Genomic DNA, 13,115 nt, shown 5'->3' with positions numbered 1-13,115 from the left:
GAGATCGCACGCCGCTGAACCTTCCGGCTGGCCCTACTGCGCCACTGCCTCGACGTCGCTAGCGTGGAAGTGACTTCGGGGGAAGGGTGGCGCAGTGGGGGATCTGGCACGCCGGGAAATGCTTTCGTGGCTGGGAAAGGGGGCGTTGGGGGCAGCGGCGCTCACCGCGACCGGGCAGTCGGCCTGGGCTGCGGCGGGAGATGCGGTGGCCGGCGTGATCGCGTTGCGCGGCGCGACGCTCATCGACGGCACCGGCCGTCCACCCGTGCCCGACTCCACCGTCGTGCTGGCGGGAGATCGCGTCCTGGCCGCCGGACGGCTCCGTGACCTGCCGCGCGGTATCACCGTCATCGACCTGCCCGGCAAGTACGTCATCCCCGGTCTGTAGGACCTGCACACCCACGCCACCTTCTTCGAGACCACGGTCGCGCCGTTGCACGTGGTCCAGGGCGTCACGGGCATCCGCGAGATGTGGGGCATGCCCGAGACGCACGACACCCGCCGCCGCATCGAGTCCGGCGAGATCGTCGGCCCCCGCATGGTCGTGGCCAGCGCGATCGTCGACGGCCCCGGCGCCATCTGGCCCGGCGCCGACGTCGTCAGCACCCCGGCGGAGGCACGGGCCGCCGTGCGCAGGGCGAAGGACGGGGGAGCGGACTTCGTCAAGGTCTACTCGTTCCTCTCGCCCGAGTGCCACGCCGCCATCGCCGACGAGGCGCGCAGGCTGCGCATCCCGTTCGCCGGCCACGTACCGGCCCGCGTGCCGGTGCAGCATGCACTCGACCAGCACACGCACGAACACCTCTACAACCTCTTCACGTCCACTTCGGACAACGCCGACGCCCTGTACGCGCAGCTGAACGCGTTGCCGGACGACCCGGCAGACCCGAACTGGTGGGGCCGCCAGTCGGGCCGGATCGAACGGGCCGCGCTCGCCACGCACTCCGGGCGCCGGGCCCGGAAGTTGTTCGCGGACATGGTGAAGCGCGGCACGTGGCAGTCGCCGACGTTGTTCGTCGAACGGAACATGTCCCGCTCGCCCGAGGCCGTCGTGAACGACCCCAAGGCCCTCGAACGCCTGCGCTACGTCCCGGTCGACCTGCGCGCGCAGTGGGACCAGATCATGTCCGGCCGGCCGCCCCGCACCCCGGAGGAAGTGGCCGAGCTCGAGAAGTTCGGCGACGCCCGGATGCGGTTGCTCAAGCAGATGCACGACGCGGGAGTCGGCGTCGTGGCGGGCACGGACGCCGGGTTCGCGTACGTCTTCCCCGGCTTCTCGCTGCACGACGAGCTCGCGCTGCTGGTGCGAGCCGGGCTCACCGAGGCCGAGGCGCTGAAGGCCGCCACCGCCGACGCCGCCCGCTGCCTGGGCAAGGAGCACGAGAGCGGCACGGTCACGCCGGGCAAGCAGGCGGACCTGGTCGTGCTCGACGCGAACCCGTTGCGGGACATCACGAACGTGAGCCGCGTCCACGCCGTCGTCAGCCGAGGCCGCTACCTGGGGCCGCAGGACCGGACCCGCCTGCTGAAGGACATCGAGGAAGCCTCGAAGGTCCCCGTCGAGGCGCCGAGGACGCCGATGGGTTGCTGCGCGCACTAGAACCGCTGTGGCGCCCGCCACCGGCGCCGTCAGGATCGCGTCAAAGCGGCGCCCGTCCGTGTCAGGGTCCCGTCCGGGACCTGGGCACGGGCCCGCGCCGGGCGTGTGCTGGTCGCATGACACTCGCCGAGTTGTTGCCCAGCATCGGATGCTCCACCGAACCGGTGCTGGAAGAGGGTCTCTGGCCGGACGGCACCAGCCTGAACGACCAGGGCCTGATCATCGGTGGACTCCCCGCCGCGCAGCTCGCGGCACGCTTCGGCACCCCGTGCCAGATCCTCGACGAGGCGACCGTCCGCGCCAGGGCACGCGCCTTCACCACGGCGCTGCCCCGGGCCGAGGTCGTGTTCGCGGGCAAGTCGATGCCCTGCCCCGAGGTCTACCGGTGGACGCGGCAGGAGGGCCTGTCCCTCGACGTCTCCTCGGCCGGCGAGCTCGCGCTGGCCAAGGCGGCGAACGTCGAACCGGGCCGGATCATCATGCACGGCAACGTGAAGACCGCCGAGGACCTCAAGGCGGCGCTGGAGTACGGGGTCGGCCGGATCGTCGTCGACTCGCTGGACGAGATCGCCCAGCTCGGCGCGTTGGCGACGCACGGCCAGGAGGTCATGATCCGGGTGACCCCCGGCGTCGACGCGCACACCCACGCCAAGATCGCGACTGGCGTCGAGGGCCAGAAGTTCGGCTTCTCACTGGCGTCCGGTGCCGCGCTGGAGGCGATCCTCCGGGTCGTCGAACAGCCGTCGCTCAAGCTCGTCGGCCTGCACTGCCACATCGGGTCTCAGGTCAGACACGTTGCCAGCTACGAGGAAACCGTGCGCAGGATGGTCGGCCTGATCGCCTCCTGCGGCACCAGGATCGAGCAGCTCGACCTCGGTGGCGGCTTCTGCGCGCCGTACCTGCAGGGCGAGGCGGGCTTCGACCTCGCGGGGTTCGCCCACCGGATCACGGGCGCGCTCAACTACGAGTGCGCGGTGCACCGCGTGCCGCCGCCGCGCCTGCTCATCGAGCCCGGACGGTCGATCGTCGCGAACGCCGGCGTGACGCTCTACCGGGTGTGCGCGGTCAAACGCTCCACCAGGACGTTCGTCGCCGTCGACGGCGGCATGAGCGACAACCCCCGCCCCGCCCTGTACGGCGCGAGGTACGCGGTCAGGCTGGTCGGCCGCGGCGGCAGGCCCGAGCCCGTCACGGTCGTCGGCAGGCACTGCGAGGCCGGTGACGTGCTCGCCGAGAACGTCCTGCTCCCGCACGACGTCCACGCCGGTGACCTGCTCGCCGTGCCCGCCACCGGCGCCTACCACCACGCCCTGGCCTCCAACTACAACCAGGTCGGCCGCCCGCCCGTCATCGCCGTCCGCGACGGCGTCGCGCGCCCGATCGTGCGCCGCGAGACCGAGGAGGACCTACTGCGCCGCTACCTCTGAGGGCCCGAACCAGCGGGCGAGTGCCGTCTCCAGCGGACCGTCACCGGCCCACGCGACGTAGCCGTCCGGCCGCAGCAGCACGGCCGGACCGTCAACGGCGTCCGCGATGACGTCCACCCGGTCCGCCCAGCCGCCGACGGACAGCAGCCCGCCGGGATCGAGCAACGTTCCGCGTCCGTGCCGCAGCCGGTCGTACAGCGTGCCCTTGGTCAGCTCGACGTCCGGCATCCGGCGCCCGACCAGGTCGGTGGCGGAGCCGAAGTCGTAGCGGACGCCGATCGCGGTGATCTTCTCGATCAGGAACCGGTTCGCCTCGTCGAGGTCCATGAGCTCGGTGAGCAGCCTGCGCACGGCCCGCGCGCCCGGTTCGGCGGACGCCAGCAGCACCTGGGCGCGGGTGTTGTTCAGGACGTCCTCGGCGACCGGGCGCCGTTCGGTCTCGTAGGTGTCGAGCAACGCCTCCGAACCCCAGCCCGCCAGCAGTCCCGCGAGCTTCCAGCCGAGGTTGACCGCGTCCTGCACGCCCAGGTTGAGGCCCTGGCCACCGGCCGGCGGGTGGATGTGCGCGGCGTCGCCCGCGAGCAGCACCCGGCCGTCCCGGTAGCGCTCGGCCAGCCGGGTCGCGTCCCCGAACCGCGACAGCCAGCGCGGCGAGTGCACGCCGAAGTCCGTGCCCGCGATGGCCTGCAGCGCCTGCTTGAAGTCGTCCAAAGTGGCCTCGCGGTCCTCGCTGACCCCCACGGCCGGTACGACGACGCGACAGGTCTCGCCGAACGGGCTCACGCTGAACCACGGCATGGTCGCGCGGATCTCGGCGGTGCGGGCGGCGACCTCCTCGTGCGGCACCCCGACTTCCAGCTCGCCCATCAACGTGTCGTTGCGCGAGGGCTCACCGACGAACCCGACACCGAGCGCTTTCCGGACGGTGCTTCGCGCTCCGTCGCACCCGACGAGGTAGTGCGACCGCACCGAGGAACCGTCCGACAGCTCCACCACGACGGAGTCGCCCTGGGTGAACCCGGCGACCGCGCAGCCGCGCCGCACCTCCGCGCCCAGCGAGATCGCGTGTTCTTCGAGCACACCGTCCACCACGGGCTGGGGAATCCCCAGCAGGTACGCGGACTCCAGGCCGGCAGGCGCGGGCGTGGGGATCGCGGCGAACACCCCGCCGACCGGGCGCCGCCTGCCGAGGGCGAGCAGCCGGTCCAGCAGACCGCGCATCGCCATCAGCTCCAGGCTGCGCACGTGCAGGCTCACCAGCCGCACCAGCGACGGCGGCGGCTCGGTCTGGCGTTCCACGACGAGCACCCGCACGTCGTGCAGTCGAAGTTCCGCGGCGAGCACGGCGCCGGTCGGCCCGCACCCCGCGATGATCACGTCGAAATCCACAGATTCAGGCATCGGCCGCGAAGTGTGATCCTGCCGCGCGCACCCCGCAAACGATATTCCGAACAGGTTGATCAAACGGGCTCGGCCTCGAACATCTGTTCTCTACAGTGGCGCAATGCACTCGTACGCGTACGTCGCCGACTCCCGGCTGGACGAGCAGCGCCGCGCCCTGGGCCTCCAGACCTCCGGCGGCCGGGCCCCGAACCCGCGGTTCTTCACCGGGTTCCTCGGCGACTCGCAGCAGGCGGCCACGGCGTTGCTGGCCATCGCGAAGATCGCGGGCACCCGGTACTTCCAGCCCACCACCGAACGCCTGCGCGACCCCGTCGTCACGTGCAACGGCGACCGGCTGCGGTTCGAGTCGTTCTCCGGCTGCTGCGGCGTCTACGCGCGGCTGGACGTCCTCGGTGACGCCCTCGACGGCGAGGTGCACGACCGGGGCACCACGAACGTCGACGTCAACGAGCCGCTGCGGCGCGCGCTGGCCAGGGTCACCAAGGGCGACCCGCTGCACCTCACCGTGGGTCCCGACCAGGTCGAGGTCGGCACGCTCGACGGCGCGGTCGTGGAGAAGAAGGTGCCGCTGCCGCCGCGCTGGCTGCGCGGGTTCGCCGAGACCCAGGTGCTGACGTCGAAGTTCGACCTGCGCGCGGAGCTCTCGCCGATGGACGCGCAGCGGTTCCTCAAGACGCTGCCGAAGGGCCGGGCCGCGGTCTGGGCGGTGCCGTCCGGGAAGTCGTTGCGGCTCAGCGGAACCGCGTCCGCGAACGCCGTGTGCCTCGCCGGGCCGAACCGGCTGGAGACGCTGATCCCGTTGCTGCGCTTCGCGAAGGCCGTCCGGCTGTACGGCCCGCCGACCGACGGCAAGCCCGTCGCGAGCGGCTGGGAGGTCGATGTCGGCTCGCAACGGCTGACGCTCGTCCTGTCGCCGGAGGTGACCCGCGGCCTGTCCGGCGAGGGCGCCGTCCTCGACGGACTGGCCGCCGGCGACGCCGACACCGACGCCGAGCTGATCGGCGCGCTGCTCGACTTCGAGCCCCGCGTGGACATCGCGGATCTCGCCGACCGCTCCGGCCTCACCCCGGCACGGGTCAAGGACGCGCTGGCGCAGCTCGGCACGTCCGGGCGGGTGGGCTACGACCTCGCCGAGGCCTCGTACTTCCACCGCGAGCTCCCGTACGGCGGCGTCGACGTCCAGGCCATGAACCCCAGGCTGCGCAACGCGCGGGCGCTCGTCGAGCAGAACGCCGTCAGCTGGGACGGCGACACCGCCGTCGTCGGCGCGTACCGCGTGAACGGCGACGCCTGCACCTGCCTGTGGTGGGCCGAGTACCGCGGCGGCCGCGGCAAGTGCAAGCACGTGCTGGCGGCGGACATCGTCAGGAGCAGAGCGTGAGCTTCGCGAAGATCCAGGCGCTGATCGAGTCCGACGACCCGCGCGCACTCGGTGACGCGCTGATCGCGTTGAGCGCCGACGAACGCAAGGCGTACGCGAAAGAGCTGGTGGCGTACGAGAAGGAACACCGCAGGGGCAGCCGCCGCTGGGACGACGCGGAGCAGCTCTCGATCGCCGGCGCGGGCCTGCTGCCCAGCGCCTCCGCACTCGCGCCGTGGCTGCTGCGCTACACGATCTTCCTGCACCACGAGTTCGAGTCCGATCCCGGTGCCCTCACGCTGATCGAGGTGCTGCGGCGGCGCGACCTGCCGTGGATGCCGGACCTGATCGCGAGGCTGGCGGCCAAGATCCCGGCGCGCGAGCGGTGGCGGCAGGACCTCACGCGCGTGATCGTGGAGTTCTGCGGCGACGAACCACCTCGGACCGACGGCTTCCTGTTGCACCTCATGGACCTGGGCGTGCGGCACTGGAAGCCCGCCTACGACCCGCTGATCCCGCGGATGCTGGAGGCGGTGGGCGCCGGGGTGGTGCTCGACGTCGTGCGGCGCGGGTGGGTCGGGATGCTGGTGCACCAGGCCGATCGGCAGGCCGTGCTCGACGTGTGCCTCGCCCGGTTGCAGCAGGGCGGTTCGGCGGGCGAGATGGACGGGTTCCTCGGCCTGCACGCGGCGTTGCGGGTCACCGAGGACGAGACCCGCGCCCACGTGCGCGACTACCTCGCGATGCTGCCGGACTCGCGGTCGACGGTCGCCGGTCTCGCGCAGGAGCGGCTGAGGTCGTTGGACGACCTGGACTTCGACCTGCTGCTCGACGCGAGCCGCTGGGTGTTCGGCCGCACCGAGAAGAAGCTCGTCCGCGCGCAGCTCACGTGGCTCGGCAAGCACGCGAAGGCCCGTCCGGACGAGGTGGTGCTGACGGTCGCGGAGCTGTTCGCGCACGAGTCCGCGGACCTGCGCGGCCAGGCCGTGAAGCTGATCGTGAAGCACCTCGGCAACGCCCGTGACGAGACGCAGGTGTCGGTTCGCGCGCTGGCCGAGCAGTTGCCGGACGACCTGGCGAGGGAGTTCGGGGTCGTCGCCGAGCAGGACTCCGCGGCTGTTCTGACCGCGTTCGAGCCGCGGCCGTTCCCGGCCCTGATCGGGAGCCTGGACGAGCTGACCGGCGAGCTGATGGCCGCGTTCGCCCGCGACCGCTTCGAACCGTCCACGGCGGAACGGATCATCGAGGCGATCGTCCGGTTCGCCTGGCAGGACAGGGAAGCGCTCGGCCGCGCCCTCCAGCCCGTGTTCGACAAGCACTCCTGGCTCGGCTACCGCGAGCAGCACCCCGGCTGGAACGACGACGGCGAGTGCACCCCGCGGTCGGAGTTCGCCGAGGTCGTGCTGGCCGCCCGCGCGCAGCCGAAGAAGCTCAGGAAGCCCGTCAGCGAGGGCATCGACCTCGCCCGCAACTGGCGCACGACGCAGGAGGGCAACGGCGAGATCGCCGACGGGCTCGCCCGGCGGCTGCACGAGATCGCGAAGGGGCTCCTCTACCTGCCGAAGCCCGCGCTGGTGTCGACGCCGACCGAGGCGTCCGGCCTGATCGACCCCGCCGTGCTGGCGGAGAGGCTCGCCCGCGCGGAGGCCGAGGGCTGGCAGCCGTGGCCACGAGACCTGAGGCAGGCGCTCGAACGGCTGCCGTCGTTCGAGACCGGTGCCGTGATCGCGCTGGCGGAGCGGACGTTCGCCTACGAGGGCTACGAGGTCAAGGACACCGGCCTGTACGCGACGGTCACGCCGGGGCTGGAGGAGCCGGAGAACCAGCTGCGCCACTGGGACGAGAGCGGCGCGATGATGGAGTGGTGGCCGTCGCTGCTGCCGACGCAGCGCGACGTCGTCGCCGCGCACCTGGTGCCGCACCTGCGGGCGCGCACGGCGACGAAGGGCGGCGACGGACCGCTGCTGCCGATGCTCGCCGAGTCCCACGGTCCCGCAGGACCGGCGATGCACCTGGCCCTGACCTACGGCCTGGGTGCCGAGCTCGTGCTGAACCGCGCTCACGCCGTGGACGCGATCCTGGTCCTCGCCGCCCGCGACCAGCTCGACGGGGCGTTGCTCGGCGATCTGGCCGGACAGGTGCTGGAACGCGGTGACGTGGTGCTGGGCCGGGTGCTGCCGGGCCTGCGCGACGCGGCCCGTTCCGGTGCGGCACAGCAGATCTGGGCCGCGCTCGCCGCGTTGCTCCCACGGCTGTGGTCCCACCACAGGGTGTCCGACGTCCTGGAGCTGGCCGTCGAGCTCGCCCAGCAGCTCAGGCCCGGCGGTGACGTCGAGGGGCTAGCGGAGGTGGCCGCGCGCAAGGGTTCGAGCAAGACCGCGGTGCAGGCCAAGCGACTCGTGAGTGCCCTGGGAGAGCAGCCGTGACGTTCGACAGGATCCAGGCGCTGATCGAGTCCGACCAGCTGCTCGCGCTCGGCGAGGTGCTGAAGGCGCTGACGCCGGACGAGCGCAAGGCGTGCGCCAAAGACCTGGTGGCGTACGAGAAGCAGCACCGCGCCGGCCGGCAGGGCTGGCAGCACCACGGGGCGCTGCACATCGCCGGCTGCGGGTTGCTGCCGAACGCGTCCACGCTGACGCCGTGGCTCGTGCGGTACCAGATCTGGTGGCACCGCATGAGGGAGGACAACGGGGTGCCCGTGGCGCTCGACGTGCTGCGGCACCGCGACCTCCCGTGGCTGCCGGACCTCGTCACGCGGCTCGCGGCCCGGATGCCGAGCCGGCAGCGGCGGCGGCAGGACCTGCTGCGGATCGTGCTGGAGTTCTGCGGCGACACCCCGCCGGACTCCGACGGTTTCCTGTTGCACTTCATGGACTTCGGCGGCCACACCCGCTGGCGGCCGGCGTTCGACGCGCTGATCCCGCGCGTGCTGGAGGTCGTCGGCAGCGGCGCGATCATCGCGAACACCCGGCAGTGGCGGGAGTTCCTGCGCGACCGGGCGGACCGGACCGTGCTGCTCGACGGCGTGCTCGCCCGGCTCCAGCAGGGCGGTGCCGCGCACGAGATGGACGGTTTCCTCGCCCTGCACGAGGTTCTCCAGGTGAACCTGGACGAGACGGTCGCGCACGCACGGGACTACGTCGCGATGCTGCCCGACTCGCGCTCGACCGTCGCCACCCTCGCGCAGCAGGAGCTGAAGCGGGCCGACGAGGCGGGCAGGCTCGACTTCGAGCTGCTCGCCGACGCCAGCCGGTGGGTGTTCGGCCGCACGGAGAAGAAGCTCGTCCGCACCCAGCTAGCCTGGCTCGGCAAGCACGCGAAGTCCACTCCGGACGGTGTGGCGCTGGCCGCCGCCGACCTGTTCGCGCACGAGTCGGACGACCTGCGCGGCCAGGCCGTGAAGCTGATCGCGAAGACGACCGTGAGCGCCGCGACCCGCGCCGAACTGCTGGCGCCGGCCGAGCAGCTGCCACCCGACCTCGCCGCCCAGCTCGGCGTCGAGACCGAGGCGGACGAGGTCGTCGCGCTCGCCCCGCACGCGGCGGGGCCGTGGCCCGGCCCGATCGCCACCCTCGACGAGCTGACCGGCGAGGTGCGGGCGCTGTTCGGTCGTTCCACCGCCTACCTCGACCCGGTCGTGGTGGAGCGGATCGTGGAGGCCGTCGTGCGGTTCGCCTGGCAGGACGGGGAAGCGGCCGCGCGGGCGCTCGACCCGGTCCTCGACCAGTACTCGTGGCTCAGGAACCGCCTCGACCTGCAGGTGTACCTCGACCGCCCGGTGCCCGACGCCCGGTCGATGCTCTACGCGATCTTCGCCGCCGTGTCCGCGCCGGCGGAGTTCGACCAGAACGCCGTGCTCGGGAGGACCGGCGCGGAAAGCCCTGCCCGGCACCTCGCCAAGAGGCTGCGCGAGATCGCCCGGGGTCTCGTCCGGTCCCCGCGCCCGTTGCTGGTGTCGACGCCCACCGACCTGTCGTGGCAGCTCGACCCGGCGACCCTGCTGGAACGTCTCGCGAAGGCCGAGGCGGAGGGCTGGGAACCGTGGCCGGGCGACCTCCAGCAGGCCTGCCGCCGCCTGCCCCGCGACACCGCTCCCGAGTACTTCGCGTCGCTGGGCGGCGCCACGGGTGCCTGGCTGCGCGACTGGCTCACCGACCTCGCCGACCCGGTGGCCGAGCTGGTCGTCCGCACCCGTGCCACGCGGTACGGCTACATCGGTCAGTCGCGCGAGAGCACGCGGCTGCTGGCGACGCTGCCGGACCTCACCGAGCCGGAGCAGTTCTGGTACGGCTACAGCGACTGGGAGGTCATGGCCGCGTGCTGGCCCGCCGTCCTGCCACGGCAACGCGAGGTCGTCGCCGCCCACCTCGTTCCCCAGCTCGCGCACCGCTGCGAGTCGAAGGGCGACGACGGCCCGCTGCTGCCGTTGCTCGTGCAGGCGCACGGCCCGATCGGCCCCGCCACGTACCTCGCGCTCAGCTACGGCCTGGGCGCCGAGGCGACGGTCGCCCGCGCCCACGCGGTGGACGCCCTGCTGATCCTCGCCGCCCGCGACGAGCTCGACGGCAGGGCACTGGGCGAGGTCCTCCGCCGGTCGCTCGACGAGGGCGGTGTGTCGCTGAGCCGCGTCGTGCCCGGTCTGCGGGACGTGGCGCGGTCCGGTGCCGCGGCCCAGATCTGGGCCCTGCTCGTGGCCGTGCTGCCGGAGGTGTGGGCGCACAACCGGGTCGCGGACGTCGTCGAACTGGCCGTCGAACTGGCCCAGCAGCTCCAGCCGGGTGGCAGGATCGAGGGACTCGCGGAGGTGGCCGCGCGCAAGGGTTCGAGCAAGACCGTCGTGCAGGCGAGGCGCCTGGCGGGGGCGCTGGGGGAGTCGTGAAGATCGCCAGGCTCGACGAGCTGATCGAGGCGAAGAGGTACGCCGCGTTCGGGGAGGAGCTGAACGCCCTCACGCCGGTCGAACGCAGGGCGCTCGCACCCGAACTGCTGGCTTTCGGGAAGCGGCACCGAGCGAGCGACCGGCCGCGGTGGCAGCAGGAAGGCCTCGCGATCGCCGGTGCGGCGGTGTTGCCGAGCGCCGCGACGCTGGCGCCGTGGCTGACGCGGTACCCGATCTGGTCCCACCACTGGACGCCCAACGGCACGCCGGAGGACGCGAGCCCGGTGCTGTTCGACGTGCTGCGGCGGCGCGACCTGCCGTGGCTGCCGGACCTGGTCGCGCGGCTCGCCGTCAGGATGCCGACCGGCAGGCTCTCCCGGCCGGATCTGATGCGCCTGGTGCTGGAGTTCTGCGGCGACACCCCGCCCGACTCCGACGGGTTCCTGCTGCACCTGCTCGCCCACAACGGTGTGCGGGACTGGCGGCCGGGACTCGACGTGCTGCTGCCGCGTCTGCTGGAGGTGCCCGGCGCGGGTGCGTACTTCGGTGACGCCAGGCCGGTGCAGGCGTTGCTGTGCGCGCGCACGGACCGCGGCCGGCTCCTCGACGGCTGCCTGGCGGGCCTGCGGCAGGGCGGGCAGGGCGAGGTGCTCGGGTTCCTCGACCTGCACCGGGCCATAGGGGTCACTGTTGAAGAGGCCGCCGCGCACGTCCGCGACTACGTGGCGCTGTTGCCCGACTCGCGCTCGACCGTCGCCACCGCCGCGCAGGACCAGCTCAAACGGGTGGACGACGCGGGCAGGCTCGACTTCGGGCTGCTGACCGAGGCGAGCCGGTGGGTGTTCGCCCGCACCGAGAAGAAGCTCGTCCGGGCCCAGTTGGCGTGGCTCGCGAACCACGCCAGGGCACGACCGGACGAGGTCGTGCTGACCGCCGCGGCGCTCTTCTCGCACGAGTCGGACGACCTGCGCGGCCAGGCGGTCGACCTGGTGGCCAGGACGCCGGTCAGCGACGCGACCAGGGCCGAGCTCACGGCGCCGGCCGCGCGGTTGCCCGCCGATCTGGCCGCGCGGCTAGGCGTCGAGGCGGTCGCGGAGGAGACGGCGGCGCTCGTGCCGTACGCGCCGGCGCCGTGGCCCGGCCCGATCGCCACCCTCGACGAGCTGACGGGCGAGGTGCGGTCGGCGTTCGGCCGCAACACCGGCGACATCGGCCCCGTCGCGACCGAACGGATCATCGAGGCCGTCGTCCGGTTCGCCTGGCAGAACAGGGACGCGGTCGCGCGGGCGTTCGCGCCGCTCTACGAGCAGCACCCGTGGATCCTGAGGTCGCACGCCGCCCTCGGCCGGGCCTCCTGCTGGACGGTGTTCGCCGCGATCATCGCCGCACCGGCCCTGCCCCTCGTGCCGGCCGAGGTGCCCGCCGCGCACTTCGCGGACGAACCACCGGTGACGATGCTGGGCAAGCGGTTGCTGGAGATCGCTCAGGGACTCGTCCGCTCACCCCGGCCCGCCCTCGTGTCCACCCCGGAGTGGACGTCCGGCCTGCTCGACCCCGCGACGTTGCTCGACCGGCTCGGCAAGGCCGAGGCGGAGGGCTGGGAACCGTGGCCGCGCGACCTCTTCCAGGCCTGCCGGCGGCTGCCGCGCGGCACCCGGCCCGACGACTTCACCGCGGTGCGCGGCGGGTCCGGCGAACTGTTGCGCGGCTGGCTCGCGAACGTCCGCGAACCGGTCGCCGAGCTGGTCGAACGGGCCCAGGAGCACCGCGCGACCTCCCACTCCGAGCCGGTCACGACGAGCCGGTTGCTCGTGACGCTCACCCCGGGCCTGCCTGCCCCCGAGCGCGTGTGGCACCACTACAACACCTCGGGTTCCCTGTTCAGCTGCTGGCCCGCGGTCCTGCCGTCGCAGCGGGAGACCGTGGCCGCGCACACCGTGCCGATCTTCGCGATCAGGAGGGACGGCGGCGACGACGCGGGCCCTGCCCTGTCCGCACTGGCCGAGGCGGACGGTCCGGTGGGCGTCGCCACGCACCTCGCCCTCGCCTACGGCCTGGGTGCCGCGCAGACCGTGAGCAGGGCCTGCGCCGTCGACGCCCTGCTGATCCTCGCCGCTCGCGACCAGTTCGACGGGAAGGCGTTCGGCGACGTGGTCGGCACGCTGCTGGCCCGCGGTGATCTCTCGCTGAACCGCCTGGTGCCGTGCCTGCGCGACGCCGCCCGTTCCGGTGCGGCAGGGCAGATCTGGGACGTGCTCGCCGCCGCGTTGCCGAAGTCGTGGTCCCACACCAGGATCGCGGACCTGATCGAGCTCGCCGTCGAGCTCGCCCAGCTGGTCGAGCCGACCGCGAGCATCGACGGACTGACCGGGGTCGCCGCGCGCAAGGGCTCCAGCAAGGCGGTCGTCCAGGCGAAGAGGCTGGTGGCCGCACTAGGCTGAGTCG

General features: G+C 72.7%; 8 protein-coding genes. 7 read left to right on the top strand and 1 reads right to left on the bottom strand.

The window, feature by feature from the left end; genetic code table 11:
- Positions 1–94 precede the first annotated feature (94 nt).
- From ACQEU1_RS09685 to lysA, 3 genes are all read left to right on the top strand, one after another.
- A complete protein-coding gene (locus tag ACQEU1_RS09685) occupies positions 95–388 on the top strand; it encodes a hypothetical protein (RefSeq protein WP_433198487.1) in 294 nt (97 codons plus the stop codon).
- Positions 389–439: 51 nt separating this feature from the next.
- Complete coding sequence (locus ACQEU1_RS09680; protein WP_433211407.1) at positions 440–1,600, top strand: amidohydrolase family protein; 1,161 nt, start codon at positions 440–442, stop codon at positions 1,598–1,600.
- 116 nt (positions 1,601–1,716) lie between these two features.
- On the top strand, positions 1,717–3,027 hold the full coding sequence (lysA, locus tag ACQEU1_RS09675; protein WP_433198485.1) for a diaminopimelate decarboxylase: 1,311 nt from the start codon (positions 1,717–1,719) through the stop codon (positions 3,025–3,027).
- Here the strand turns inward: lysA and ACQEU1_RS09670 are convergent.
- Entirely contained in the window at positions 3,007–4,428 is a 1,422-nt protein-coding gene (locus tag ACQEU1_RS09670; protein ID WP_433198483.1) for an FAD-dependent monooxygenase, read from the bottom strand. The two genes, lysA and ACQEU1_RS09670, sit on opposite strands and share 21 nt — an antisense overlap.
- Positions 4,429–4,531: 103 nt before the next feature.
- Here ACQEU1_RS09670 and ACQEU1_RS09665 point away from each other — a divergent pair, with 103 nt between their 5' ends.
- From ACQEU1_RS09665 to ACQEU1_RS09650, 4 genes are read left to right on the top strand one after another with little or no spacing between them, the layout of a single operon-like run.
- Positions 4,532–5,812: an SWIM zinc finger family protein gene (locus ACQEU1_RS09665; protein WP_433198481.1), complete on the top strand. Its 1,281-nt coding sequence runs from the start codon at positions 4,532–4,534 to the stop codon at positions 5,810–5,812.
- Positions 5,809–8,217 carry a DUF6493 family protein gene (locus tag ACQEU1_RS09660; RefSeq protein ID WP_433198479.1) on the top strand — a complete coding sequence of 803 codons (2,409 nt, stop codon included), beginning with the start codon at positions 5,809–5,811 and terminating at the stop codon, positions 8,215–8,217. Before ACQEU1_RS09665 ends, ACQEU1_RS09660 begins: the two co-directional genes overlap by 4 nt.
- The gene (locus tag ACQEU1_RS09655) at positions 8,214–10,670 is read left to right on the top strand and encodes a DUF6493 family protein (protein ID WP_433198477.1); all 2,457 of its coding nucleotides are present in this window, start codon (positions 8,214–8,216) and stop codon (positions 10,668–10,670) included. Before ACQEU1_RS09660 ends, ACQEU1_RS09655 begins: the two co-directional genes overlap by 4 nt.
- Positions 10,667–13,111 (top strand): hypothetical protein, encoded by a 2,445-nt coding sequence (locus ACQEU1_RS09650; RefSeq protein ID WP_433198475.1) that lies wholly within the window; start codon positions 10,667–10,669, stop codon positions 13,109–13,111. The genes ACQEU1_RS09655 and ACQEU1_RS09650 overlap by 4 nt, the downstream gene beginning before the upstream one ends.
- The last annotated feature ends 4 nt before the right edge of the window (positions 13,112–13,115 follow it).

It is taken from the genome of Lentzea sp. CA-135723 (assembly GCF_050936595.1).
Classification (GTDB): Bacteria; Actinomycetota; Actinomycetes; order Mycobacteriales; family Pseudonocardiaceae; genus Lentzea.
This window is presented reverse-complemented; position numbering and strand designations above follow the sequence as displayed.